At 45.6% G+C, this 26034-nt stretch carries 23 protein-coding genes; 4 read left to right on the forward strand and 19 right to left on the reverse strand.

Annotated elements, in window-relative coordinates; translation table 11 throughout:
• Positions 1–42 precede the first annotated feature (42 nt).
• From atpA to CWE08_RS00260, 11 genes are all read right to left on the reverse strand, one after another.
• Positions 43–1584 carry a F0F1 ATP synthase subunit alpha gene (atpA, locus tag CWE08_RS00210; RefSeq protein WP_126764657.1) on the reverse strand — a complete coding sequence of 514 codons (1542 nt, stop codon included), beginning with the start codon at positions 1582–1584 and terminating at the stop codon, positions 43–45.
• 14 nt (positions 1585–1598) lie between these two features.
• On the reverse strand, positions 1599–2132 hold the full coding sequence (gene atpH / locus CWE08_RS00215) for a F0F1 ATP synthase subunit delta (protein ID WP_126764658.1): 534 nt from the start codon (positions 2130–2132) through the stop codon (positions 1599–1601).
• A 17-nt stretch (positions 2133–2149) separates the two neighbouring features.
• Positions 2150–2620 carry a F0F1 ATP synthase subunit B gene (gene atpF, locus CWE08_RS00220; RefSeq protein WP_126764659.1) on the reverse strand — a complete coding sequence of 157 codons (471 nt, stop codon included), beginning with the start codon at positions 2618–2620 and terminating at the stop codon, positions 2150–2152.
• A 38-nt stretch (positions 2621–2658) separates the two neighbouring features.
• Positions 2659–2913: a F0F1 ATP synthase subunit C gene (gene atpE, locus CWE08_RS00225; RefSeq protein WP_007419545.1), complete on the reverse strand. Its 255-nt coding sequence runs from the start codon at positions 2911–2913 to the stop codon at positions 2659–2661.
• A 98-nt stretch (positions 2914–3011) separates the two neighbouring features.
• Positions 3012–3860, reverse strand: coding sequence for a F0F1 ATP synthase subunit A (gene atpB, locus CWE08_RS00230; RefSeq protein ID WP_126764660.1), 849 nt, complete (start codon positions 3858–3860; stop codon positions 3012–3014).
• Positions 3861–3875: 15 nt separating this feature from the next.
• Complete coding sequence (locus CWE08_RS00235) at positions 3876–4274, reverse strand: ATP synthase subunit I (RefSeq protein ID WP_126764661.1); 399 nt, start codon at positions 4272–4274, stop codon at positions 3876–3878.
• A 326-nt stretch (positions 4275–4600) separates the two neighbouring features.
• Positions 4601–5485 carry a ParB/RepB/Spo0J family partition protein gene (locus CWE08_RS00240; protein ID WP_126764662.1) on the reverse strand — a complete coding sequence of 295 codons (885 nt, stop codon included), beginning with the start codon at positions 5483–5485 and terminating at the stop codon, positions 4601–4603.
• Between the two features lie 2 nt (positions 5486–5487).
• A complete protein-coding gene (locus CWE08_RS00245; RefSeq protein ID WP_126764663.1) occupies positions 5488–6279 on the reverse strand; it encodes a ParA family protein in 792 nt (263 codons plus the stop codon).
• A gap of 22 nt (positions 6280–6301) precedes the next feature.
• The gene (gene rsmG, locus CWE08_RS00250) at positions 6302–6961 is read right to left on the reverse strand and encodes a 16S rRNA (guanine(527)-N(7))-methyltransferase RsmG (protein ID WP_126764664.1); all 660 of its coding nucleotides are present in this window, start codon (positions 6959–6961) and stop codon (positions 6302–6304) included.
• A gap of 24 nt (positions 6962–6985) precedes the next feature.
• Entirely contained in the window at positions 6986–8887 is a 1902-nt protein-coding gene (mnmG, locus tag CWE08_RS00255) for a tRNA uridine-5-carboxymethylaminomethyl(34) synthesis enzyme MnmG (protein WP_420837064.1), read from the reverse strand.
• A 607-nt stretch (positions 8888–9494) separates the two neighbouring features.
• The gene (locus CWE08_RS00260; protein ID WP_126764666.1) at positions 9495–9950 is read right to left on the reverse strand and encodes a flavodoxin domain-containing protein; all 456 of its coding nucleotides are present in this window, start codon (positions 9948–9950) and stop codon (positions 9495–9497) included.
• Positions 9951–10475: 525 nt separating this feature from the next.
• On the opposite strand from CWE08_RS00260, the gene CWE08_RS00265 reads away from it, so the two are divergent.
• The 3 genes from CWE08_RS00265 to CWE08_RS00275 all read left to right on the forward strand — a co-directional run bounded on the left by CWE08_RS00265 (position 10476) and on the right by CWE08_RS00275 (position 13512).
• Positions 10476–11954 carry a SulP family inorganic anion transporter gene (locus tag CWE08_RS00265; protein WP_126764667.1) on the forward strand — a complete coding sequence of 493 codons (1479 nt, stop codon included), beginning with the start codon at positions 10476–10478 and terminating at the stop codon, positions 11952–11954.
• Between the two features lie 18 nt (positions 11955–11972).
• The gene (locus CWE08_RS00270; protein ID WP_126764668.1) at positions 11973–12824 is read left to right on the forward strand and encodes a universal stress protein; all 852 of its coding nucleotides are present in this window, start codon (positions 11973–11975) and stop codon (positions 12822–12824) included.
• 220 nt (positions 12825–13044) lie between these two features.
• Positions 13045–13512, forward strand: coding sequence for a hypothetical protein (locus CWE08_RS00275; RefSeq protein ID WP_241973792.1), 468 nt, complete (start codon positions 13045–13047; stop codon positions 13510–13512).
• Between the two features lie 25 nt (positions 13513–13537).
• Here the strand turns inward: CWE08_RS00275 and CWE08_RS00280 are convergent, their stop codons facing one another.
• From CWE08_RS00280 to CWE08_RS00290, 3 genes are all read right to left on the reverse strand, one after another.
• Complete coding sequence (locus tag CWE08_RS00280; protein ID WP_126764669.1) at positions 13538–13792, reverse strand: hypothetical protein; 255 nt, start codon at positions 13790–13792, stop codon at positions 13538–13540.
• Positions 13793–13851: 59 nt separating this feature from the next.
• Positions 13852–15024 (reverse strand): dicarboxylate/amino acid:cation symporter, encoded by a 1173-nt coding sequence (locus tag CWE08_RS00285; RefSeq protein ID WP_126764670.1) that lies wholly within the window; start codon positions 15022–15024, stop codon positions 13852–13854.
• A gap of 104 nt (positions 15025–15128) precedes the next feature.
• Positions 15129–16058, reverse strand: coding sequence for a patatin-like phospholipase family protein (locus CWE08_RS00290; RefSeq protein WP_126764671.1), 930 nt, complete (start codon positions 16056–16058; stop codon positions 15129–15131).
• Positions 16059–16181: 123 nt separating this feature from the next.
• Between CWE08_RS00290 and CWE08_RS00295 the strand changes: the two genes are divergently transcribed.
• On the forward strand, positions 16182–21776 hold the full coding sequence (locus CWE08_RS00295) for an alpha-2-macroglobulin family protein (RefSeq protein ID WP_126764672.1): 5595 nt from the start codon (positions 16182–16184) through the stop codon (positions 21774–21776).
• Between the two features lie 24 nt (positions 21777–21800).
• Here the strand turns inward: CWE08_RS00295 and mnmE are convergent, their stop codons facing one another.
• The 5 genes from mnmE to rpmH all read right to left on the reverse strand — a co-directional run bounded on the left by mnmE (position 21801) and on the right by rpmH (position 25927).
• Positions 21801–23222 (reverse strand): tRNA uridine-5-carboxymethylaminomethyl(34) synthesis GTPase MnmE, encoded by a 1422-nt coding sequence (gene mnmE, locus CWE08_RS00300; RefSeq protein WP_126764673.1) that lies wholly within the window; start codon positions 23220–23222, stop codon positions 21801–21803.
• Positions 23223–23469: 247 nt separating this feature from the next.
• Positions 23470–25137: a membrane protein insertase YidC gene (yidC, locus tag CWE08_RS00305; RefSeq protein WP_126764674.1), complete on the reverse strand. Its 1668-nt coding sequence runs from the start codon at positions 25135–25137 to the stop codon at positions 23470–23472.
• A 2-nt stretch (positions 25138–25139) separates the two neighbouring features.
• Positions 25140–25421, reverse strand: coding sequence for a membrane protein insertion efficiency factor YidD (gene yidD, locus CWE08_RS00310; RefSeq protein ID WP_476723709.1), 282 nt, complete (start codon positions 25419–25421; stop codon positions 25140–25142).
• Positions 25385–25756, reverse strand: coding sequence for a ribonuclease P protein component (gene rnpA / locus CWE08_RS00315; RefSeq protein ID WP_126764676.1), 372 nt, complete (start codon positions 25754–25756; stop codon positions 25385–25387). Before rnpA ends, yidD begins: the two co-directional genes overlap by 37 nt.
• Positions 25757–25792: 36 nt before the next feature.
• Positions 25793–25927: a 50S ribosomal protein L34 gene (rpmH, locus tag CWE08_RS00320; protein WP_007419525.1), complete on the reverse strand. Its 135-nt coding sequence runs from the start codon at positions 25925–25927 to the stop codon at positions 25793–25795.
• Between the last annotated feature and the right edge of the window lie 107 nt (positions 25928–26034).

Consider the following 26034-nt stretch of genomic DNA (forward strand, 5'->3'; position numbering starts at 1 on the left):
CGTTACAACGACTGAAGGCCGCAGTTACCTGCGGCCTATAACTTACCAACTCTGAGTTGATTTGAACTTCTCGAGGCCTGCTTTTAGCTCAGCTTCGATATCGCCGTTGTAGTCGCCTGTTTCATTAATTTTCGCCATAAGTTCTGCATGCTCACTGTTGAAGTAAGAAAGCAGTGCTTTTTCAAAGTCTTGAATCTTGTCGATTGCAACACCTTTCAAGAAGCCTTTTTCAGCTGCGAAGATAGATACACCCATATCCGCAACACTCATTGGCGCGTATTGATCTTGTTTCATTAACTCGGTTACCGCTTGGCCGTGCTCTAACTGCGAGCGCGTAGCTTCATCGAGATCAGATGCGAACTGAGCAAATGCTGCCAATTCACGATACTGAGCCAATGCTAAACGGATACCACCACCAAGTTTCTTGATGATCTTAGTTTGTGCTGCACCACCTACCCGAGATACTGAGATACCTGCGTTAACCGCTGGGCGAATACCCGCGTTAAACAAATCAGTTTCAAGGAAGATCTGACCATCAGTAATCGAGATTACGTTGGTTGGTACGAACGCAGAAACGTCACCCGCTTGGGTTTCAATGATTGGCAACGCAGTTAGTGAACCGGTTTTGCCTTTCACTTCACCATTGGTGAATTTCTCAACGTAATCAGCGTTTACGCGAGCAGCACGCTCTAGTAAGCGCGAGTGCAAATAGAAAACGTCACCAGGGAATGCTTCACGGCCTGGCGGACGGCGTAGCAACAATGAAATCTGACGATAAGCAACTGCTTGCTTAGAAAGATCGTCATATACGATAAGCGCATCTTCACCGCGATCGCGGAAGTATTCACCCATCGTACAACCAGCGTAAGCTGATAAGTATTGTAGCGCCGCAGATTCTGAAGCAGATGCTGCAACAATAATCGTGTGCTCGAGTGCATCGTGTTCTTCTAATTTACGAACTACGTTCGCAATAGTAGACGCTTTCTGACCGATAGCTACATACACACATTTAATGCCAGTGCCTTTCTGGTTGATAATGGCATCAACTGCCATTGCTGTTTTACCAGTTTGGCGATCGCCGATTACTAGCTCACGCTGGCCACGGCCGATTGGAATCATAGCATCGATTGATTTGTAACCAGTTTGTACTGGTTGATCAACTGATTGACGTTCGATAACGCCCGGTGCAATTTTCTCTACTGGCTCATAGCCATCAGCATCAATTGAACCTTTACCGTCGATTGGCATACCTAGGGTATTTACTACGCGGCCTAAAAGGGCGCGGCCAACCGGAACTTCTAAAATACGGCCAGTTGAATTAACTTTAGTGCCTTCTTGCAGATCCCCGTAAGGACCCATAACTACCGCACCTACTGAGTCGCGCTCAAGGTTCAATGCGATAGCAAAACGATTGCCAGGTAGCTCGATCATCTCACCTTGCATACAATCAGCTAATCCAGTTACCCGGATAATGCCGTCTGTTACTGCGGTGATAGTACCTTCATTACGAGCTTCACTAACAACTTCGAACTTCTCAATTCGTTTCTTGATCAGTTCAGCAATTTCATTTGAATTCAGTTGCATGCTCTCGTCCCCGATTATGATTGCAGTGATTGTGCAAGCCGTGAAAGCTTGCTTTTCAGTGTTCCGTCGATAACCAGATCACCGGCTTGAATCAACAGACCGCCCACGACAGACGGGTCTACACTGCAATTGAGCTTAATTTTGCGTGTGAGACGTTTTTCCAACGTTGCACTTAGCTTTTCTTGTTCTGCATCGCTCAAAGCAACCGCAGAAGTAACTTCCACGGTTATTTCTTTTTCATGCTCTGCGCGTAATTCGGCAAACAACCGAAGTACTTCAGGAAGCGCCGCTAAGCGTTCGTTATCTGCCATAACCTTAATGAGGTTTTGGCCGTTCTCATTGAGCTGTTCACCACAAACACCAACAAATACTTTGGTAACATGTTCGCGGCTGTTAGCACTTTTCAGAAAAGTGCGGATGTCCTCTTGAGTTGCCACCTCAGCAGCAAACTGCAACATTTCGTGCCAGTTCTGAATCGCGCCCTGCTCAACAGCAAAATTAAAAGCTGCTTTAGCATAGGGGCGAGCAACCGTAGTAAATTCGGACATGTGCTCAACCCCCTTGATTACAATTCAGCGACAAGTTTTTCAACAATGTCGCTTTGCTTCTGTGCGTCAATTTCTCGTTCAAGAATTTTCTCAGCACCAGCAATCGCTAGGATTGATAGCTGCTTACGAAGTTCTTCACGAACACGATTGCGCTCAGTTTCCACTTCTGTGTGACCAGAGGCGATAATCTTCTCACGCTCGGCATGACCACGTTGAGTTTCTTCTTCAACCAATTTTGTTGCCCGTTTCTTGGCTTGGTCGATGATGGCAGCCGCTTCAATTTTGGCTGCATTTAGCTCTTCGTTGGCTTGTGCACGAGCTTTCTCAAGGTCTTTTTCCGCGAGATCTGATGCTTCTAAACCGCTAGCAATTTTCTGCTGGCGTTCTTCGATAGCTGAAATCAATGGTGGCCATACGAACTTCATACAGAAAAGTACGAAAACCACGAACGCGATCAAAAGGCCTAGTAGAGTTGCGTTGATATCCACAACGGATCTCCTCTATGTTGGTGACCGTCGATGCTCAATTAACCCAGTAAACCAACAAATGGGTTTGCAAATACGAAGAACAGAGACACACCAACGCCGATCATAGAGATCGCATCGATAAGACCTGCCAAAATAAACATCTTCGTTTGTAATTGAGAAGCCATTTCAGGCTGACGCGCTGTTGCTTCTAGGAATTTACCACCCATGATAGCGAAGCCAATCGCTGTACCAAGAGCTGCTAAACCGATGATGATAGCTACGGCTAAGATTGTAAACGAAACTACAGTTTCCATTGTTTTCTCCAGTTTTTCAGATAGTTAAAGTTAAAAGTAAAGTTAAAATAAAAGTGTAAAAAACTCTGTTTTAAATGGGCCTTAGTAAGGCCCTAATTTTAGTGCTTCTCGCTTGCCATACTCAGATACACGATAGTGAGCATCATGAAGATAAACGCTTGCAAGACGATAACCAAAATATGGAATACAGCCCATGCGAAGTGCAGTGGCAACTGCCACAGGCCAATCATTGCGATTAGAATAAATATCAGCTCACCGGCATAAAGGTTACCGAACAAACGCAATGACAACGAAATTGGTTTTGCAATCAAGGTTACTAATTCAAGAACCAAGTTAAATGGAATCAAAGCCCAATGGTTAAACGGATTTAAAGTTAGTTCTTTAATGAAACCACCTAAACCTTTGTGTTTAACGGAGTAGAAGATAATGAGTAAAAATACACCAATAGCGAGTGCCAATGTGGTGTTTAAATCGGTAGTTGGCGCAGCTTTCATGTAGCTCCATGGGTGATCCATAGCGCGCTCGAAAATACCTGCATCTTCACCAACATAGCCTTTGGATGAACTGCTGGCGAAGGTTAAGCCAACTAAACCTGCAAGAATTGGTACAAAATCTACTGGAATTAGCTTCATGGCATTCATTAAGAATACCCAAACGAAAATAGTGAGTGCTAAAGGTGCAATTAAACGGCTTTTCGCATGAAACGTTTCTTTTACTGAGTTATCAACGAATTCAACAACCATTTCGATAAAGCACTGAAGCTTGCCTGGTACACCTGAAGTGGCTTTTTTGCCAACGTACGCAAAAAGGCTAATAAAGAAGATACCTAGAACAATCGCAATACCTAGAGAATCTACGTTGAAGGTCCAAAACCCGGAGCCTACTTGTAGAGGATCTAAATGGTGCGAAATGTACTCGGTTGGAGTCATATTTCCGTTTGCAGCCATGATTAATAACCCAATTTAGTTAGATTTAAAGTGTAAAATCGGTGCTAGCCAGTGCGTTAACGTGATGGCGATAAAAACGGCAAAAAGAGGAAACCAAGGGCCGTTAAGAAAAACAAATGCCAACACAAATAAAATTAACGTAAGTGCCATTTTGGCAGCTTCACCAGCATAAAAATTATTCACCACTTGGGGTGCTGCGCGAGCGCCTCCGTGTCGGAACGCGATCGCGGCAAATGCGATATTTGGGATTAGGCCAATCATGGCGCCAGCGAATGCTGTGGGCAGTGCCTGAGTTCCCATTATAAAACCAAAACCGGCGATTATTATGGCGGCAATTATTGCCTGCAACTGTAATAATCGAACCGCTAATCGGCGGCCACCATGCATCATGCTTCTGCTATTACGGCTGGCCATTCACTATTACCTGTTATTCGAGATATTTTATCGTTATTTGCTTTATTTGCGGCCACAGCAATGGCGAAATGTAATTCCAATGTTACAACAGCGCCGAAATCGTGCATTTTTCCTACAAAAAAAGCATTTAAACCGATACCCGATAAATGCTGCGCAGATTATAAAGTTTTCGGATGAAATTGCAACTTAACCGGATGGTTCTCATCAATACGCATATCACAAATGATTATTACAAATGTTAAACTAACCCAAAGTATGAATAAAAATTTCTAGTTAAATCCAAAATCTAGCGCACAAAAAGTAAAATAGGCTAGGTTCAACTTTTACTATTTTATATGCGCCAAAATACCATCAAGTTCATCAAGGCTTGAATAGTTAATCACTAATTTACCCTTGCCCTTACGGTTATGGCTAATGGCCACTTTTGCACCTAAACGCTCACTTAATGAGTTTTCCAGTTGTTGCACATCTGCATCAGGTTTCTTTTCTTCCTGTTTACTCGGGTTCAAAGCGCGATTAATCAACCGCTCAGATTCCCGCACTGTCATAGCTTTGGCGCTAATGATACGCGCTAGTTCACTTTGCAGTTCACCCTCAACACCAAGTAAAACTTTGGCATGGCCAAGTTCAATATCACCGCGTTCTAAGAGGATTTTTACATCGCTGTTTAATTGCATAAGGCGAAGTAAATTCGCAACCGTAGTGCGTGATTTGCCTACGGCATCGGCAACATTCTGCTGGGTAAGCTCAAATTCTTCCTGCAATCGATGCAATGCCATGGCTTCTTCCATTGCATTTAAATCTTCCCGCTGAATGTTTTCAATTAAAGCAATGGCAACGGCTGCTTCATCGGGCACATCTTTAATGATGCAGGGTACGGTATCAAGCTGTGCTATTTGGGCAGCGCGCCAGCGGCGTTCACCGGCAATAATTTCATAACTATTCTCAGCTAAAGGCCGAACCACAATGGGTTGAATAATGCCCTGCGCTTTTACTGAATTGGCTAAATCTTCAAGGGCTTCGGGCGCCATATCTTTACGCGGCTGATATTTTCCAGGGCGGAGAAATTCAACTGGCAATTTCCGCAGCTCACCTTTTTCTAAATTTAACTGCGTTTCTTCGGTTTGCGCTTGATGCCTTGCTGCGGCATTCGCGCTATTCGTAAGTAGGGCATCTAAGCCGCGTCCTAATCCACGTTTCTTTGCTGACATGGTTATGCTTCCTTCTGCGCGTTCGCGGCCAATTCAGCACGGCGAATTACTTCACCGGCCAGTGCTAAATAGGCTTTTGAGCCAGTAGATGATTTATCGTAGTACATAATCGGAGTGCCAAAACTAGGCGCTTCGGCTAAACGCACATTTCTTGGAATTACGGTACGATAAACTTTATCGCCGAAATGGCTTTTGAGTTGTTCCGATACATCAATGGAAAGGCGAATATGCGAGGTATACATGGTGCGCAACAGGCCTTCGATATAGAGCCCAGGATTCACCACCGATGCGAGTTGTTCAATGGTATCGATAAGCGCGGTTAAACCCTCTAACGCATAATATTCGCATTGCATTGGCACTAACACTGAATCGGCGGCGGCCATTGCGTTAACCGTAAGTAAATTCAGTGAGGGAGGGCAATCGATAAAAATAAAATCGTAATAATCGCGAACTGGCTCTAGCGCCCGGCGCAAGCGTGTTTCACGAGCAAATACTTCCATTAATTTGATTTCGGCTGCGGTTAAATCACCATTGGCAGCCAGCAAGTGATAACCACCGCTGGTTTCGGTTTGAATTACGTTCGCAGCTGCTTTTTCATCGACTAATAGATCGTACATGGTGGCCGGCACATCGTATTTATCAACACCGCTTGCCATAGTGGCATTACCTTGCGGATCAAGATCGATAAGCAATACTTTTCGCCGAGTAGCCGCCATTGATGCCGCTAAGTTCACAGCTGTGGTGGTTTTGCCCACACCACCTTTTTGATTAGCAATTGCAATAACTTTACCCACGAATCTTCCTCGGCTTATTTTATTATTCTTGGCGAATATCAACTACGTGGCGTGCGGCATCTAACTCTGGAACGAACAACTGATGAATGCCATGAATGCTATAGGGTGCCGCAACCGTTGATAATTCTTCTTCTGTAGGTTGGCCTTTCAGGGCGATAAAACGACCCGAAGCTGAAGGCAAATGATGACACCAGCTCAACATATCTGCAAGTGATGCAAATGCGCGGCTTAAAACCGTATCAAAACCACCAATTTCCTGCGGCGCTTGGTAATCTTGAACGCGAGCAAGCACAGGGGTTACGTTGGTTAATTTTAACTCATGCACAACTTGGCGAATGAAAGTAATACGTTTTCCAAGGCTATCAAGCAATACAAATTGTTTATCTGGATTACAAATCGCTAACGGTAAACCCGGCAAACCGGGGCCGGTGCCCACATCAATCACCATTTTACCGTGCAAATATGGGCTTACCACCACACTATCGAGAATATGCCGGATTAGCATCTCAGCCGGATCACGAACTGAAGTAAGATTATACGCTTTGTTCCATTTGTGCAGCATGGCTAAAAGCTGCATCAATTGCTGTTCTTGCTCGGAAGTAACACTTAATTCTGTAGTGGCTAGTAATTCGTGTAAACGCTTGGCTAAGTGGGTTTCCGGAAACGGGGCTGCCTTACTCATGAATGTGCAATCCTTGTACTTGGCTTACGCAGATTTGCGCAATAACCCCTGTTTTTTCAAATGAACCAGTAGCATCGAAACCGCCGCCGGCGTAATTCCGGAAATACGCATGGCTTGGCCAATGGTTTCTGGGCGATGCTCAGTAAGCTTCGCAATTACTTCATTAGAAAGGCCTGAAATCGTACTGTAATCGAATTCCGGTGGTAATTTCGTGTTTTCATGGCGCAAGGTTTTAGCAATTTCATCTTCTTGGCGCTTAATGTAACCGGCGTATTTCACCTGAATCTCAACCTGATCAGCCGCCAGTGGATCGGTTAATCCCGGGCCTAAACTTGGAATACTCGTTAGCGCCTGATAAGTAACTTCAGGGCGGCGCAATAATTCTTCTAAGCTCGCTTCTTTGCTAATCGGTGTTTTCAATAATGGATTCACCGCATCAACCGCAACATGATCTTTGTGCAACCAGGTTGAGCGTAAGCGTTGTTTCTCAAGCTCTACCGATTCTAATTTAGTGTTGAATAATTCCCAGCGGTGATCATCCACCAACCCGAGTTCTCGGCCTTTCGCCGTTAAGCGCAGATCGGCATTATCTTCACGCAGCAATAATCGATATTCGGCACGGGAAGTAAACATACGATAGGGTTCTTTCGTGCCTAAGGTGGCCAAATCATCGATTAGCACGCCTGTATAAGCTTCATCACGGCGCGGACACCAAGAATCTTTACCATCTACTGCCAGTGCTGCGTTAACACCCGCAATCAAGCCTTGGGCTGCTGCTTCTTCATAACCCGTTGTGCCGTTAATTTGGCCGGCAAAATATAAACCTTGGATGTATTTCGTTTCCAATGATTGTTTGAGATCCCGTGGATCAAAGAAATCATATTCAATGGCATAACCGGGCCGGGTAATATGCGCATTTTCAAACCCACGAATGGAGCGAACCAAAGCTTGCTGAACATCGAATGGTAAACTGGTGGAAATACCGTTTGGATATAGCTCGTTAGTATTCAAACCTTCCGGCTCAACAAAAATTTGATGGGAATTTTTATCAGCAAAACGCACCACCTTATCTTCAATTGAAGGGCAATAACGTGGCCCAATTCCTTCGATTACGCCCGAATACATGGGCGAACGATCTAATCCGCTTTTGATTATATCGTGGGTTTCTAAATTGGTATGGGTGATGTAACAACTAATTTGCTTGGGGTGATCATCGCGGCTACCAATATAAGAAATTACTGGCCGTGGATCATCACCAGGCTGTTCTTGCATAACCGAAAAATCAACGGTTTTTGCATCGATGCGTGGTGGTGTGCCGGTTTTTAAACGATCAACACGTAGGGGCAATTCACGTAAGCGTTTTGCTAATGCATTCGAGGGTGGATCACCTGCTCGGCCACCACTGTAATTCGATAACCCAATGTGAATTTGGCCACCTAAAAATGTTCCAGTGGTTAATACCACAGTTTTTGCATGAAACTTAAGCCCCATTTGGGTAACAACACCAGTAACTTTCGGGCCTAAACCAGTTTCAGTAACGATGAGATCGTCAGCAGCTTGTTGGAATATTTGCAAGTTTGGTTGTTCTTCTAAGGCGTGGCGAATATAGGCTTTGTAGAGCGCGCGGTCGGCTTGAGCGCGTGTAGCTCGTACAGCGGGCCCCTTAGAACCATTTAGTGTTCGAAATTGAATACCAGCATGATCAGCTGCTCGGCCCATAATACCGCCAAGAGCATCAATTTCTTTTACTAAGTGGCCTTTCCCAATGCCACCAATAGCCGGGTTACACGACATTTGACCAAGCGTATCAATGTTATGGGTGATGAGCAGTGTACGTTTTTGCATTCGAGCTGCAGCAAGGGCTGCCTCGGTTCCTGCGTGTCCACCACCAATAACGATTACATCGTAATGCGCTTCTGTTGCCATGTAGATCTTAACCTCGGATCAAAAAATTAGTGTGTGATTTCAATAACGATCGTGAATCGCGATCATTAAAAGGATCACTAAGCCGAATAGTGTAGCACTTTTAACGGTTTGGAAAAATGCTTTTAGAGGGTGTCTTTACGTAGTTTTTGGTTTGAAAAAATGTTTGGGTGTGAATTGAAATTCACTTGGCTTACTAGCGAACGAGGGGTGTTTGCAATTTGATATTTTTCGGTCTTTAGGTAAGGCCTGTTTGGTAATATATAGATCTATATTCTTTTAGATCTTTTTTATTATTCTTATTATTAGCTCAGTGAAATTCTGTGGGTATCCTTGTTTATTACATAGAGATCATGATCTTAGGATAAATGGTTTTGTGTGCATAAACAGCGATCTAATCTGAGGGTAACCAGTGGGATAAATCAAGGCTTATACACAATGGAAGTTATCCCCAGATCTATCCCCGGATCCGATCACAAGAAAGATCATAGGTTATCCCCAGCTTTTGAAAATTTTGTATAACCATTCGCATATGTTGTGGATATGATCTGAGTAATATTTTAATTTGCTTTATACATGTTGCTTAGGAGCGTGGATAAAAAATTAAAACTTATTCACTGATCGAAGAAATCCATTGATCAAGCCACTGCACCGCACTGCCTTCTGGATCAAGCTCGTTGAACATATCGATCTGTAAAGTGGGCGCGATCAAACGCGCATTTAATTCTAAAATAAGTGCTTCGGCATCATCGCCTGCTTTACAAAAGGTATCGTAGCTTGAATCTCCCACGGCAATAATGGCAGCTTTAACATGGGCTAAGTTTGGTTGCTTGCTGGCAAGCGCCTCCATAAAATCAAGAATACTCTCGGCATATTCGCCAGCACCATGGGTAGCGATACAGAACAGCCAATAACTCGGTGTTGTGCTATCGGCCATCACTTCTGAATACACTGGCTCATCGTGAAGTGTTGCTGAGTGGCCTAGTGCTGTTAGCTGCTCGTTTAGCGCATCCGCTAGATATTCGGTATTGCCGGATGTTGTACCAATAAGAATATGAAAGTGCATAAATAACCCTTTGCTATGAGCGCTGTATTTAAATGAATAGCAGTAATATATTTAGGAGAAAAACACTCATCTGTAAAAAAGTGTTCGGTAAAGAGAATGTTCGTTGAAAAATCACGGTTAAAGCTTAGAACTCAACAAAATATTCATATAAAAGTGCTTGAATACTAGCCAATTTCTACTTATCATGCCGCCTCTTTTTACTCCTACTCTTGGAGATAATGGCTCAAAATCGCTGATTTTTGTTCCGTTGATAACAAGTTATAGCGATTTATTTACAGCTAGAGCCTAAAACACCTGTTTTTTTAAATAAAAGAACTTGGCGGTACCTAAAATGAAGCGGAAACGCCGCTTTTGATAGGGCTAGCGCCGAGTACGTTGTTGTATGAAAAAACAACAACTACACTATTTGTGTCTATCCATTGGCTTTTTTACTAGCGTAAATTAGGCATTGCGATGTAAAGGGCATGGGAACAACCGGCAATGCTAAGCATTGGCTTTATTCTACATTGGGTATAGGAAAAAAACATGCGTCAAACATGGCAAAAAGAATGGTTTGGTAACATTCGGGGCGATATTTTAGCCGGTTTAGTGGTTGCACTTGCATTGATTCCAGAAGCCATTGCTTTTTCGATTATTGCCGGTGTAGATCCAAAAGTAGGTTTATATGCGTCTTTCTGTATCTGCGTAATTATGGCGTTTATCGGTGGCCGGCCGGGGCAGATATCCGCAGCTACCGGGGCTATGGCCTTACTTATGGTTACGTTAGTTCGTGATCATGGCCTTGAGTATCTATTAATTGCCACCCTCCTTACTGGCCTAATTCAATTAATATTTGGCGTACTGAAGCTTGGTAGTTTAATGCGCTTTGTATCGCGCTCGGTAGTAACGGGTTTCGTGAACGCGCTTGCTATCTTGATTTTTATGGCACAGCTACCTGAGTTAACGAACGTTACTTGGCACGTATATGCACTTACCGCAGCGGCACTGGTGATTATCTATGGCTTACCTTATATCACCAAAGCTGTGCCATCGCCCCTTATCGCCATAGTGCTGATAACGGCTTTTGTGATGTACATGGGCATCGATATTCGCACTGTGGGCGATATGGGTGAACTACCCGATAGCTTACCCGTATTTCTGTGGCCAAATGTTCCGTTGAATTTAGAAACCTTAATGATTGTGTTGCCCTATGCGTTTCCGCTCGCCATCGTTGGTTTGTTGGAATCCATGATGACGCAAACCATAGTAGATGATTTAACCGATACTAAATCAGATCGAAATAAAGAATGCCGTGGCCAGGGTATTGCCAATATCGGTGCCGGTTTAATGGGCGGTATGGCAGGTTGCGCAATGATCGGGCAATCAGTAATTAACATTAAATCTGGGGGGCGTGGCCGGTTATCGATGTTTGTAGCCGGGGTTGCCTTGATTTTAATGGTAGTGTTCTTATCTGATTGGGTTCGGCAAATACCAATGGCCGCCCTTGTTGGTGTCATGATCATGGTATCCATTGGTACCTTTAGCTGGTCATCGATCAAAGATATGAAAGAGCACCCGTTGAGCACTAACATTGTTATGGTGGCTACGGTGATTGTAGTGGTGGCTACTCATAATTTAGCTCTAGGTGTGTTTGTTGGCGTATTACTCGCGGCCTTGTTTTTCGCCGCAAAAGTTGGCAACTATATGTACATTGCTTCTACGATTTCCAAAGATGGCAATCACCGAACTTATTCAGTTGTGGGGCAGGTGTTTTTTAGTTCCTCAGAGAAGTTTGTCGATTCCTTTGATTTCCAAGAATCGCTTGATAAGGTAACGATTGATTTAGAACGAGCGCATTTTTGGGATATCACTGCGGTAGCGGCCCTTGATAAGGTTGTTTTGAAATTCCGCCGTGAAGGTGCGGAGGTTATCGTAGAAGGTATGAATAAAGCCACCGCAACCGTGGTGGATAAATTTGGTGTATCTGATAAACCCGATGCCATCGACCGCTTAATGGGCCATTAAGAACACGAGGATAATGAAATGACAACACATACAGTTGCTTGTATTGATGGCTCGGCCCTTAGCGATACCGTTGCGGATTATGCGGCTTGGTCGGCGAAGCGCTTAAATAACTCGTTGGTACTTTTAAATGTTCTTGATGATGTACGTAGCTCTGATGAAGCTGATTTTAGTGGCAACATTGGTATGGACGAGCGCCAGCGTTTACTTGCAGAAATTACTGAGTTAGAAGAAAAGCGCGCGAAACTATCACGCCAGCAGGGCCATGCGTTTCTTGATGCGGCGCAAGAGCATCTTGCAGGCATGGACATTGAGCCTTTATTACGCCAACGCCATGGTGATTTGGTTGATACCTTAGTGGATATTGAAGATGAGATTCGCTTATTAGTGATTGGCCGCCAAGGCAAGCGTGGTAATGGTATTGGCCAGCACATTGGCCATCAGGTTGAACGGGTTATTCGCGCCTTGCATCGCCCTACTTGGGTGGTAACCGGAAAATTCCAGGAACCAAAACAGATTATGATTGCTTACGACCACAGCACAACGGCCAAAAAAGCGGTTGAAATGGTGGCAGGTAGCCCATTGTTTAAGGGAATCCCGGTTCATGTGGTAATGGTTGCGGCACAAACGCATGATCATCAAGCACAGCTTGATAGTGCTGCTGCGAAACTGAGCGCTGAAGGCTTTTCGGTAACAACAGCGCTTGTTGCTGGTGATGTGGAAGATAGCCTGCTGCAGTATGCCGATGAACACAGTATGGATGTAATTGTGATGGGCGCTTACGGGCATTCACGAATTCGGGAATTTTTCGTAGGTAGCCATACGAATAAGTTATTGAGTAGCACTAAGGTGCCATTGTTGTTGCTGCGCTAGGCGTTATTTACGCCATAAGTAAAAGCAACATGGAAAGCGTGTGAGAGGAAAGGCCGTTGCAGTAATGTGCAGCGGCTTTTTTTTGCTTTAGTTGTTGAGGCCAAATATATTTACTTCGAATACCTTGAGTTCTTTTCTGTTGAACTTTGTTAGTGTGAACCCAGTTAGCTTGAATAAACGCACCTTAAATCTTTTACAGAAACTTAACGGGAAAAATTGAGTGGAAACACCCCTTGCAGATGCAGCAATAGTGCAAAAAATGATTCAGATAGTTGCACCAATTTACGCCGTAATGGAGCCATATTTACCCATAATTGCCAGCGTGAGTGTACTAATGGTGCTCGCCTCTATGCTGATTATTCCGTTTTTAATCGTAAAAATGCCAGCTGATTACTTCGTGAATAAGCGCCGGCCGCGCACATGGAGTATCCCAAGAATTGTGCTGTATATTCTACGGAATTTTGTTGCTTTCATTTTGTTTATAGCAGGGGTGCTAATGCTGGTGTTACCGGGGCAAGGGTTACTCACCCTTATTGTGGCGGTTGTGGTATCTGATTTTCCGGGGAAGTTTCGATTAGAGCGCTGGCTTCTTAAACAACGCGGCGTATTGCGGAGCATTAATTGGATTCGAAAACGCTATGATAAGCCTAAAATACATGTACCAGAGGAATTAGAAGATAAAAGTTAGCGCTTACTAACTTTTCAAATAGTTACTATTCATCAATATACCGAGCAAACACTGATTGCCCGGTAGTATTCAAACCATTTACCGACCATGCGCCGGTGATAGGATTCTGCAAAACCCGCCCCATCATTTGCATTATTTCACCGGAATCAAAAGTAACGGTGATTTCGCACATGTGATTAGCTTCTTTTTTGAAATCAGGAACCGCCACCGCCACAGGTTTTGGCTCATTTCCGGGCTTGCGCCGTTTATGCCAACTGAGCTGGCGAATTTCAAAAGGCATAGGTTAAAACCACCCCCCAGGGGAAAGGAGGGTGGTTTATAACTGTAGCTTTATGGATATCAACTTGGCTCATTATCGCCGGGCTTCGTTTCCGGAGCAGCTTCGTTTACGAAAAGCGCTATGGCGCCATCGCCGGTAACATTACATGCGGTTCCGAAGCTATCTTGGGCCATATACAGCGCAATCATCAGGGCGATCGCCGTTTCACCGAAGCCAAGCATAGAGCCAAGCAGGCCAACGGCCGACATCACGGCACCCCCAGGAACACCCGGAGCCGCGAGCATTACGATGCCCAGCATCAAAATGAATGGGAAGATGGTGATAAACGAAGGAATGGCCAACGAACCATGGAGCACCATAACGGCTACTGTGCAGCTCACAATGGTAATCGTGGAGCCGGCCAAGTGCGTGGTAGCGCAGAGCGGAATCGTGAAGTTGGCAACGTCGTCATCAACGTTATTATTTTTTGCACATTGCAGCGTTACTGGAATGGTAGCAGCACTCGACATGGTGCCCAAGGCGGTGAAGTATGCGGGCAACATATTCTTAATCAGCTTCACAGGTGAAGCGCCCGCTTTGATACCCGCTAGTACAAACATGGTAACGATATAGAGCCAATGTAGGGCTACGGCTAGAACCAAAATCACGCCAAAGGTTTTCAAGGTTTCAAATACCGAACCGGCGGCAGCCATTTCCGCAAATACACCGGCAATGTAAAACGGCAATAAAGGAATGATAATTTTCACTAGCAATAGCTCAATGATATCGCGGCCCTGATCCGATAACGCCTTTAAGGTTTGCGCACCGGTGGCAGCAATTCCCAAACCTAAAATAAACGCAAGCGTGAGCGCTGTCATCACCCCAAATACAGGCGGAATCTCAAGCTCAATAAAAGGTTCTAGCACTACACCGGTAATGCCGGCCACATCGGTGTTTTCGGTGGCGAGCATGGGTACAATTAATGCGGCGGCGAAAAAAGCAACAACGCCGGCGATAATCGTTGATAAGTAGGCAATACCCAAGGTTCTTCCGAGTAATTTGCCAGAGTTATTCGGCAAGCTAGCAATACCACTGGTGATAAAAAATAGAATCAAAAGTGGAATAGTAAAGAAGAGGAGTTGGCCAAACATTACTTTGAAGGTAAGTAATAATTGCGTAACCCAATGCGGTGCATACAGCCCAATAAAGCTACCAACAACAATACCGGCGATTAATTTAAAAATGAGGCCCATAATATTTTCTCGTTTTTGTTATAGGTGTTTAGAATTTAGGGTAACCCTTAATATTTGCGCAGCTACCATAGCCTTTTCGGCATAATAGCACAAAATAGAATCGCTTAAGGATGAGTATGATGGCGAACCAATGATTCAGAAATAAACCGAGAACCGGCGTTCAGGCCTTGGTTATAGCCCATATTCAACGAGTCCAGATCCATAGTGAAACGGCTCACTGGAAAATTCGAAGGTGGCGCAATGATATTTAATTGTAAATCTTCAGGCGGTTCGGCAATGAAATCGAGCGCGCGATTATATTGATCATTACGCTTAGTAACCGCTTCAAACAGCGCAGGGTGTTCAGTAAACAAAGGTTTCAGCAAACTTGGAAAGCGTGCTTCTTTCTTCTTAAAGCCTAGGGGCTGAGATAACAATACCGTTATATTGCGCGCGCCCTGTTCGTAGGCGTAAATAACCGGAATAGAATCGGCTAAGCCGCCATCGGTCATAGGTTCATCGTCGATAGGTGGAAATTCTCGAAATACCACCGGCATGGCGCACGAGGCAGGGAACAGCAGGTTCATGTTTTCTTCATCCACCAAGTAGTAACAAGCCTTGCCGGTAACAATACTGGTGGTTACTACCGTAAGCGGAATGTTCCGCTGCAGAAACTGCGATATGTTCAGTGGCACCTCTTCAAAGGACGTATGCCAAAGCCAATTCACATCGCAAAAATGCCCGCCTTTGAGATAGCGGCGGATATTCATAAATTCATCGCGCCGAGCATACTCGGTAATCACACGGTAAGAACGCTTGTGATTTCCGGCAAGGTAGCCAATAGAATTAGTAGAACCCGCGGAAACACCAATTACTGAATCAAAGGGATAGAAATTCGCCTCAATGAAAGCATCGAGCACACCAGCGGCAAAAATGCCGCGCATAGCGCCGCCTTCCACAACCAGAGTGTGATGCTGTGAATCAGGCGCTATTGTTGCTTCTTTTCCGTGAGTATCTGCCGCTACGGGAAAAGCTGTTTGTTCGCTAGTTGTCATTGAGGGCCTCTTCACGGGCGCTGGAATATTATTTTGTTTGTTTATTAGTGTAGCAAATTTATGCTGAAGCGAGCGTAAATGTTGCTATAGTAAAAACTCTCATTAGAGTGAAAAAGGAATTTTATGTTGCGGCCGATACTTTCAAACCAAGGGCTATCTTCGCTGGTTGCGAACCTGCCAAATCTGCGCACTGGTATAGTGTCTTTGCTTATGGCTTTCTGGGTAACCGGCTGGTTATCAGCGTGCAGCCCTACGCTTGAAAATACCCCCTCTGCAACCGCAAGTACAGCATCGAATGCAAGTGAAAATAACGATGTTATCTTCACGCAGAACGATGCCAGCGGGAAAGATGTTCGGCAGTTGCGATTTCAATTTTCCGAGCAGATTGCGATTGCTGGCGCTTTACCAAGAAGGGAGCAGGTTGCCGCTATTCACTTTGAGGGCGAACACTTCCCAGGCTGCGCTTGGCGGTTTTTAAATACAAAAACCTTAGCGTGCGAACTCGAAAAACCTTTACCGTTAAGTTCCGAATTTAGGGTATTGATTAGCGCTGAATTTGCCACCATAAATCAGCCCTTGGGAGCGAATTATCGGTTTACCGTTACCACCCCAGCGCCGGAATCTTTGGCAGACATTTTCAACGACAACGTGAGTATAACCTTCAATACCGATTTAAATGAGCGCCAGATCGAGGGTTGGGGTTATGCATACCCCCTCGATGACACGAGAGATGTTTTAGCAGAATTTAGCACAACGGTAACCGAGCTTATTGAGCTAAAACGCCCAAATGGAGAGCTGCTGCCGATAAACGGCGAAATTGAAATAGATGATGGTTATTTATCTTGGAGAACGCAATTAACGTTGCCGGATGCAGGCCTCTATCAACTGCAAATACCAGCAGGAAGTTTGCTGCCCGGTACCAATCAACCGCTCCCAGAAACCTTGATAATCCATAAAGCGCGGATATACAACCAGTTGCGGTGGCTGGGTTATCGGTGTGTCAGTCATGATTCTGAACAGCAAGCCTGGATATTGGATGATGCAGAAGAATATGTAGCGGAGTGTCCATCTGCTGGCGTGGAAATGCGGTTTAGCCATACTTTCCCAACGCAGAAAACCTGGGGAACTAGTGTTGGCCGTTTATTGCATGAATATCCTTGGTTATCAGCCCCGGCTTACCCTTTAGATAGCTATAATGATGGCGAAGAATCTTTGTTCGTGGTTACGTTTTTACCGCTTCCCGATACGAATTATGAAATTGATTTGAATGGGATTTGGCTAGCTCATTTTGCAAATGGTATGAACGCGGAATCAAGCGCAAAGCCGAGGGCTAATAATGAGGAGCAGCCGAGCATTCAAATAGAAGCGCCAACTCAGGGTGTAATCAAAGTAAAAACACGTGATTTCCCCTCAGATTGGTGGCCCGCTTGGCAGCAATTAAATGAATTTTTCGATAATCCTTTTCAAACGGTTTTGCGTCTTACCGATGATCAACCGGCGCAAGCAAGTATTCGCTATTCCGATCCGATTCAATTACAAGTGCAGGCGCTTACTTCGGCAAATGAGCTAGCTAAATTTCTGAGTAATTCTTTTAACCTTACACCGTTTGAATGGCAATTGGATGAGCAGAGCAATGGCAACCTCCATCAGTTACCGCTCGATGAGCTGCTTGGACCATCTGGTGTGTTATATGTGGAAGGGCCAAGCGCTTTGCCGAAGAAGCCTGGCTTTATACAGCGCGATAGTTTTTTATTGGACGTTTTATATGCCTCGGAATGGACCATTTTCACCTGGGATTTAGCTGGCGCAGCTCTTCCGAACGTAGCTATTTACCAAGTATGTGCCGGCGAGAGCGAGCCTGCGTTATTGGGTGTTACCGGCGCCGATGGTGTTTTAGTAAGTGCGCCGCAATGGCCGTTGGAGGAAGATTTAGAGTGCTGGTTGTGGGCAACAGCAGCATCGCCGGAACACAGTAGCGAGAAGCATGCGAGCATAGCGCTTACTTTACGCGGTGCAAGATTCGAGTTCGCCCAGGTGACCGGGAGCTTGATACCGGCACAGAAGCATGTGCGTTATCACGATACGCTACATTTTTTAATCGAGTTGCGAAATCGCTATGGTGAGAAGCTCGATAGCGAAGAACTCGAAGTTTCGATGCGCTCAGACAATCAGGTTTATCCGGTTACGGTGAGCGCTATTAGCACTCAGGGGTTAGCCTCCGGTGCTGTTCAATTTACTGAGGATATGGCGGCAGGCTCATATTGGTTCCGTGTGAGCTATCAAGGCAAGCTGATTGACTCGGAATCAATTGAACTAACCAAATTTATAGCGCCGGAACTCGATCTTTCAATGCAAGCCGAGTTGCAACTGGAAAATACTGATTGGTGGTTTTTACGTGGTGAATTACAGCGGATATCCACTGCGGCAATGTCCAATCAAGCGGTGGATATCACCTTTGAATTTGATTCATCGAAGTACATTCCACAACAATCCGGCTGGCCAGAATCGTTGGATTATGGATTTTCGTTAGAAGAAGCCAATACCGAGTATGATTTCGAGCATCGGGTGTTACTGCAAACGGCGAATAACGGTGAATTTACCCTAACTGCTCGAGAGAATGCTGAAGCGGCTGAAACACAAGGGTTTGCTGCGATCGTTCCGCAGTTATCGCCAAACACACAAGGTTATTTGCGCTGGGAGGTTAGTATCGGAACGGTTAGCGGCGAGCCGGTTGTAAAAAGTGATAGCCAGGTAATTTATGGTTTACCCGCGTATCCAGGGCTTATTCGGCGTGCTGATAGTGATGTTGAAGTTCGCCTGATTAATGCTGAAGGGCAGTGGGCCAGTAACGATTTTGTGGCAGAGTTTTATGAGTTAGATAATGAAAATAATTTATTAAACGCCTGTGAGGGCGAGAACGGCAGTGCTAGATGCGAGCTTCCAGAGGGTAAAGATTTTTTATTGAAGGTTCGAGTAGCTGAGGCGGTTTTTGAACGAATCCTACGGCGTATCGAGATTGAGCAGTTGCAGCGGCCAACCCTTGATCTTCCCGATGCTTTTTTTGTTGCTCCGGGCAGTGTTTTGCCGGCGAACGAAGATGCACAGAACTTAGAAACAGAGAACGTAGAAACAGAGAACTTAGGCATTGAGAACATAAGTGCAGGCAACAATACGGTTAGCGTAAATTCACCCACGGCACGTTCGGCGTTACTTCTGGTTTACAGCGATAAACTTGAGCATAAAGAATGGATCGCGTTGGCACCCGGTGAAAACTCGATTCCAATACCTGTTATAGAAAGCTGGGGGGCGGCGGTAGAGGTGGCGCTCGCTTATATGGAAGCAGGCGCTATAAAATTTACGAGTGATGCAGTGAACATCAGGAAAACACAACAACGGTTGCAGCTCGATATGCGCAGCCATAGTGATGTTTTAACCGTAGGCGAGCCGCTTCATGTGCGTTTTTACAGCGAACAAGATGCCGAAGTGCAACTTTGGTTTGTAGATGAAGGTTTAGTTGTTGGGAATTTAGCGGAAATCCCAACAAAGAAGCAGATTCAGAGTGATGATGCCAGGGAATGGCAATCGGCGTTTAGTTATTTCTCAAATCACCGGAGTGTTTCGATCCCGCCTGAGCCACAAGGTTTTTACAGTGGTTTATTTCTTGATGAAGAAAGCGTTGCCCAGATTCGTCGCCGTTCTGCCTCACCCATGCAGCCTGGTATGGGCCTCTATCTTGGCGAGCATAAAGTAGAGGCTGAGCAGCTTGTTCTGTGGCAAAAGCCGATTCAGCTAACGGCGGGCGAGGAGGAAAACGTTGAATTCAATCTACCACCAAGGCCAACAGGCTGGCGCCTTGTTGCGGTAGCGGCCACAGCAGATGAGCGCTACGTGCTAAATGAATCAGTATCCGTTCAGGCACCTTTTGAATTTAGTGTGGAGGCGGCAGAAGATAGCTTCGAGGGCGATGAATTGCAGTTAGCCCTTAGTGCCACAAACCGCTCTAGTGATCAGCGCGTTATTGAATCGGTGGTTGTGAAGCTTAATCATGAATTACTTGAGGTGGTTTCGTTTCAGCTTGAGCCTAACGAATCACAGAGGCAAACAATTAAGCTACCGGGCCTAACCGTTGGCCGCCATCAGGTAATCGTTTCGCACCAAGGCAGTGAACAAGCGCGAACAGTTGCGTTATCGGTTAGGCCGGAGCACATCTTTGCGCAACAACGTATTTTTCCAGAAGGGGCGAATACCTTTAGTTGGCAACAACCGGATGGCATTGATGAGGTAGAATTTTATCAATTAGAAGGTGAGCTTGCATTGGATTGGCACTTACTTCGCGAGCAGATGCTGCAGAACAGGGTTCGATCTTGGCAGCAGCGATTAAATGCCGCTTTATTGTTAGCGATGATGCCGGAAGCGCACGTAGAGGATGGCGATGAAGCACTTGTAGGGAAATTGCTTGCCGAACCCTTTGGGTACTTTGGCCGGCGTTTTCAAACCTTTCCAAACTATGATATTACCTTTGATGATTGGCTAACAGCCTACAGTATTTTGCTGTTACAGAGGTTTCAGGATCAGCGTTATCAGGAATATGCCGATCGAATCCTACAGCAATTTAATATCACCAATGAGTTAACTCAAATTTTAGAAACCTCAAGTAATTTGAATGCCCGAGCTTTGGCGTTGTGGGCCTTAACAGATACCGCTGATATTAACTACGCCGATTATCAGGCGCTTGCAGAACACCTAAGGGTAGGTGCTGATTCGCAAGCACGCTTACTCTATCTCGCAAGCTTGAGCGATTATGCCGAGGCCGAACCGATTATTGATAGTTTAGTGGCGGAGATTGCAAGTAATAACTATCAAAGCCAAGCCGGAACTATGTTCACGAGCAATCTGGAGCGTTGTTTAAGTTTACATGGGCTTTCTTACCAGCGTTCGGCAGGTCATTCTTTGGGAATAAGCTCAGCAAACCTGAGTTATCAGCAGGAAAGCTTAAATTTACTCGCAATGCAGCGCGAGCGGGGTGATTTCGGCGATGCATACAGTAATGGTTTTTGTTTGTTAGCGTTGCATGCAGGGGCGGGATCTCAGGAGACTGAATCGGCAAAGCCTGAAATCACTGTGAATGCTGATACTCATGCTGATATCTATTCCAGCAGTAACGGCGAGCAGCCAGTAGCTGCGAAAAGTTTGGGGTTGGGCCGTTGGCAAATTGAAAACTCATCCGGGGCAGCGCCAATGTTTGCGCGTTATAAAGCGGATTATCAGAGCTTACCTGAGCTGGCGCAAAGTTTAAGTTTGCAGCGTAATTACGAAATTTTGCAGCGCGCGGAAAATGGCGAGAACGCTTGGCAGCCATTAACGGCCGATACGCCCGTAGCTCTCGGCGATGTCATTCGCGTAACCTTGCGGTTAACAGCCCCCATGGCACTCTCAGATGTGGTTGTTCGTGATTTTATTCCCGGCGGTTGGTACGCCAATCAGAGCGGATTTTGGGCTAAGGATTCTCCGTGCTATCGGTGCTATCAAGAAGTTGAGGGGCAGCAAATCGCCTTATCACAACATTACATCCCTGCCGGCGTTACTACCATTCAATATCAAGTTCAGGTACGCAATTCCGGCACCTACCTGGCCCCTGGTGCAACCGCAGAGGCACTCTTTCGAGGCGATGTGCAAGCACGAACAGAAAGCACAGTTTGGGAAATACAGAGCAAGTAAAGGTAAATTAAACAGAGCAGGAATTCATTTACCAATACAGAAGCTGCTAAATATCTTCCCGAGTAAATCATCGGAGGTAAAAGCGCCGGTGATTTCGTTGAGGTGGTGCTGCACTAGCCGCAGTTCCTCAGCGAGTAGCTCACCAGCTTGATAAACCTCAAGTTGCTCTTGGCCGGAGAGCAGGTGTGTTTTTGCCCGGGCGATTGCTTCAAGGTGGCGGCGGCGCGCCATAAAGCCGCCTTCCATTTTGTCGTTGAAGCCCATGCAGGATTTTAAGTGGTCCCGCAAATACTCAATGCCTTCACCCGTAGAGGCACATAAAGACACCACGGGAATACCATTTATTTCGGAAAAACCGGTGGTTTCCGCGGTTAAATCTACTTTGTTGCGAATTACGCTGAAGGGCAAATGCTCGGGCAATCGAGCAAAGAATTCGGGCCAGATATCATCTGGGTGCACGGCGTTGGTTTCGGTGCTATCCACCATGAATAAAACTCGATCAGCTTGCTCAATTTCCGCCCAAGCGCGCTCAATACCAATTTGTTCCACTTTATCAGGGCTTTCTCGTAAACCTGCGGTATCAATTATGTGCAAGGGCATGCCATCGATTTGAATGTGCTCGCGCAGAACATCGCGCGTGGTGCCGGCGATATCGGTAACAATGGCCGATTCACGGCCCGCAAGTACATTCAATAAGCTGGATTTACCCGCATTAGGCCGGCCAGCAATTACCACACGCATACCTTCACGTAATAACGAACCTTGTTTTGCCTGCGTTTCAACGTTATCTAATGCCGAGATAATGGCGTTTAAATCAGCGGCTACTTTGCCATCGCTTAAAAAATCAACTTCTTCATCGGGAAAATCAATGGCGGCTTCTACGTAGATACGAAGATGGATAACGGCATCTACCAGTTGGTCGATTTTATGGGAGAATTCGCCCTGTAAGCTTTGTAGCGCCATACGGGCCGCTTGTTCTGATGTAGTATCAATTAAATCGGCAATCGCCTCTGCCTGGGCTAAATCGAGCTTATCGTTCATAAAGGCCCGTTCACTAAATTCGCCGGGGCGGGCAAGGCGAGCTTGATTGCTGGCAAGAATCGCCTTGATCAGCATATCAATGACCACTGGGCCGCCGTGGCCTTGTAGTTCTAATACATCTTCACCGGTAAACGAATTCGGGCCTTGGAAAAACAGTGCAATACCTTGATCAAGGAGTTCGCCGGCACCGTTTTTAAACGCTGTGTAATCGGCCGAGCGAGGCTTTGGGCAGTAGCCCAGAATGAGCTGGGCAATAGCTTTGCTCGCAGGGCCGCTCACACGCACTATACCAACCCCACCTTTACCCGGTGGTGTGGCTTGCGCAACGATAGTATCGCTATCGTGATTTAATGTGGGTTCGGCAAGGTTTTGGCTGGCGCTTTTATCAAAAGCCGAGTGGGTCATATGAGCCTCGAACAGGTAGAAACGAAATATATAGGCATATCATAGAGCAAAAAGCCGACAAAATCAGAGTATTCATTAGGGCTTAGTTGAGCGCTCAGGTTCGCCAAAACGAAGGTGATAAAAAACCACCAAGGCCGAGAACAGCCGCTTGGTGGTTTAGAAACGCCCGTTGCCGAGCGTTTAGTTCTTTTTTGTTGCCACTTATTTTGTTGCAGCAGTGGCTGAGCAATAGCGGCGCAAGTGAAGATTATCGCGCTTTTGCTTTACTCTTCTTCTCGTCTTGTTTTTCGATTTGGCGATAAATCCATGTCATTTGTGTAATCGAAATCAAGTTACTCACTAACCAGTAAAGTACCAAGCCTGCAGGGAAGAACAGGAAGAATACCGTGAAGATAATTGGCATAAACTGCAGAATCTTCTGCTGCATAGGGTCAGTTACCGGCGTTGGTTGCAAGCGCTGCATTAACCACATACTGCCGCCCATCAATAGTGGCAGGATAAAGTATGGGTCGCGGCTCGATAAATCGTTTATCCAAAGCATGAAATCGGCATGGCGAATTTCAGGGCTTTCGAGTAATACCCAATAAAGTGCTAAGAAGATAGGTAATTGCAGCAACATTGGCAAACAACCACCAAGTGGGTTCACTTTTTCTTCTTTGTACATCTTCATCATGGCGGCCGACATTTTCTGCCGGTCGTCGCCAAAGCGCTCGCGCATCTCTTTCATTTTTGGCGCGATTTTACGCATTTTCGCCATAGATACGTATTGTGCTTTGGTAAGCGGGTAAAGAATTGATTTGATAATCACAGTTACCAAAATAATTGCTAAGCCCCAGTTAATCACAACGCTTTGCAGCAACGAAAGCAGCCAGTAAATCGGCTGTGCAAGCCACCACAAGAAGCCGTAATCAACGGTTAAGTTCAAGTGTTCAGCCAACTCTTTTAAGCGTGCTTGGTTCTTCGGGCCCATGTAAAGGGCGCCACCTAACTCTAACGTTTCACCGGGTGCTACCGTATGTGCAGGCCCAATAAAACCAATCATGCCTTCGCCAAGCGCATTATTGTTGGTGTAAAGGCGGTTGGTAGCTTCTTGATCTGGAACCCAGGCGGTTACAAAGTAATGCTCTAGCATGGCTACCCAGCCAGCTGGGGTATTGTTGCTTAATGCACTATCTTGAATATCGGCGAAGCTATATTTTTTGTAGCGGTTACTTTCGGCCGAATATGCGGCACCGCGGTATGTTGGCATGAACATGCTATCACGGCCGCCATCGAGCATGGTTTGCTTGAGTTGGCCATACATGCTCATCGTTTTTGCACGATCGCTGTTGTTTACGATCTGATAATCAACGTTGATGGCGTAATCACCGCGCCGAAATGAATAGGTTTTGGTTACTTGAGTGCCATCTTCTTGCTGGTAAACGAGCGGAACTACAAGGGTATCACCGCGCATTTCATAAGTGCGCTGTTGAGCGCTGAATACTGGGCGTGTTTCCGCGTTATCAACGCCATCAGGGCCAATTAAACCACTTTGAGCGATGTGCAGGTTGCCCGGCCGCTGGTATAAAATAGTGTAACGTGCTTCTTCGCCCAAAGTTTCGGCATGTTGAAGCAGTTCTGATTTAATTAAATCACCGCCACGCAAGCTAATTTCTACACGTAAAACATCGGTTGAAACTACGATAGAATCACCTTCTATAGCCGTTGTTTCAGTAGTAGGTGTATCGTTGTTGGTGGCTACGGGAATATCGCCTGTTGCTTGCGGTACATCGTTATTAGCAGCAGGCTGAGCTACTTCAGGTGTGCTTGTAGCATCGATACCTGGGGTGTTAACGCCCTTGAGTTGCCATTGTTGGAACATAAAAAATGATAGAACCAAAAGGGCAATAACCAGAATTGTACGTTGCGAATCCATAGTTACTTCTTCTCTCGTTGTGTTTCTTGGTGTTCGGTATCGCTTTGCGAACCGGGAACCGGATCAAAACCACCGGGATTCCCCGGATGACACTTACTAATTCGTTTTATAGCGAGCCAGCTGCCTTTGCCTACACCGTGAAGCTTCAAAGCATCTTTAGTATATTCTGAGCAAGTTGGATAAAACCGACAACGCGGGCCTAGCAGTGGGCTTATTACCAACTGGTAAACTCGAATTAAAGCCACCATTACTTTAACAAGTATTGATTGCAGCGTTTGCCTAATTTTCGCCATAAATAATCCAATAACTCTCTGAGGGCATGGTTATCTAATTTCATCACCCCAGGTTTAGCGATAACGATAATATCAAAGCCAACGAGTTTATGCTGCTTTAAACGGTAGGATTCACGGATTATTCTTTTAATGCGGTTACGATCAACGGCGCGTTTAGCGTTTTTCTTGCTAACTGTAACACCCATACGCGGATGTTCCCGTTGATTAGGCTTGGCAAGAAACGTGAATTCGTTACTTACAGCTTTTACAGGAGGATTATTGAAGACGTTTTGAAAGTCTGCGGGAGTTAACAAACGTAACTCCCGAGGGTATGTATACCGACTCACTCAGCAACCTGAGCTTTGCTTAACGAAGCGATTCGATTAAGCAGCTAGTTGCTTACGTCCTTTTGCACGACGACGAGCAAGGACCTGACGGCCGTTTTTGGTTGCCATACGTGCACGGAAGCCATGAGTACGCTTGCGTTTTAATACACTTGGTTGAAATGTTCTTTTCATAGCTGTTCTTCCGTAGCTGATCTGAGTTCAAAATGAGCGCGGATTCTACCCAGAAAAAGGATCGCTGTCAAATATAAATGCTAAAAAACGCCTGTGGATAACTTTAC

Source organism: Aliidiomarina iranensis (assembly GCF_003987135.1).
In the GTDB taxonomy this organism is placed as follows: domain Bacteria; phylum Pseudomonadota; class Gammaproteobacteria; order Enterobacterales; family Alteromonadaceae; genus Aliidiomarina; species Aliidiomarina iranensis.

Bases quoted from the DNA above. Each gene is read 5' to 3' on its own strand.
- CWE08_RS00270 (WP_126764668.1), top strand. From the start codon at position 11,973: ATGACAACACATACAGTTGCTTGTATTGATGGCTCGGCCCTTAGCGAT.
- mnmG (WP_420837064.1), bottom strand. From the start codon at position 8,887: ATGGCAACAGAAGCGCATTACGATGTAATCGTTATTGGTGGTGGACAC.
- CWE08_RS00280 (WP_126764669.1), bottom strand. From the start codon at position 13,792: ATGCCTTTTGAAATTCGCCAGCTCAGTTGGCATAAACGGCGCAAGCCC.
- atpA (WP_126764657.1), bottom strand. From the start codon at position 1,584: ATGCAACTGAATTCAAATGAAATTGCTGAACTGATCAAGAAACGAATT.
- CWE08_RS00260 (WP_126764666.1), bottom strand. From the start codon at position 9,950: ATGCACTTTCATATTCTTATTGGTACAACATCCGGCAATACCGAATAT.
- rsmG (WP_126764664.1), bottom strand. From the start codon at position 6,961: ATGAGTAAGGCAGCCCCGTTTCCGGAAACCCACTTAGCCAAGCGTTTA.
- yidC (WP_126764674.1), bottom strand. From the start codon at position 25,137: ATGGATTCGCAACGTACAATTCTGGTTATTGCCCTTTTGGTTCTATCA.
- atpH (WP_126764658.1), bottom strand. From the start codon at position 2,132: ATGTCCGAATTTACTACGGTTGCTCGCCCCTATGCTAAAGCAGCTTTT.
- CWE08_RS00285 (WP_126764670.1), bottom strand. From the start codon at position 15,024: ATGGGCCTCATTTTTAAATTAATCGCCGGTATTGTTGTTGGTAGCTTT.
- atpB (WP_126764660.1), bottom strand. From the start codon at position 3,860: ATGGCTGCAAACGGAAATATGACTCCAACCGAGTACATTTCGCACCAT.
- atpE (WP_007419545.1), bottom strand. From the start codon at position 2,913: ATGGAAACTGTAGTTTCGTTTACAATCTTAGCCGTAGCTATCATCATC.
- CWE08_RS00240 (WP_126764662.1), bottom strand. From the start codon at position 5,485: ATGTCAGCAAAGAAACGTGGATTAGGACGCGGCTTAGATGCCCTACTT.
- CWE08_RS00290 (WP_126764671.1), bottom strand. From the start codon at position 16,058: ATGACAACTAGCGAACAAACAGCTTTTCCCGTAGCGGCAGATACTCAC.
- mnmE (WP_126764673.1), bottom strand. From the start codon at position 23,222: ATGACCCACTCGGCTTTTGATAAAAGCGCCAGCCAAAACCTTGCCGAA.
- rpmH (WP_007419525.1), bottom strand. From the start codon at position 25,927: ATGAAAAGAACATTTCAACCAAGTGTATTAAAACGCAAGCGTACTCAT.
- CWE08_RS00295 (WP_126764672.1), top strand. From the start codon at position 16,182: ATGTTGCGGCCGATACTTTCAAACCAAGGGCTATCTTCGCTGGTTGCG.
- CWE08_RS00235 (WP_126764661.1), bottom strand. From the start codon at position 4,274: ATGGCCAGCCGTAATAGCAGAAGCATGATGCATGGTGGCCGCCGATTA.
- CWE08_RS00265 (WP_126764667.1), top strand. From the start codon at position 10,476: ATGCGTCAAACATGGCAAAAAGAATGGTTTGGTAACATTCGGGGCGAT.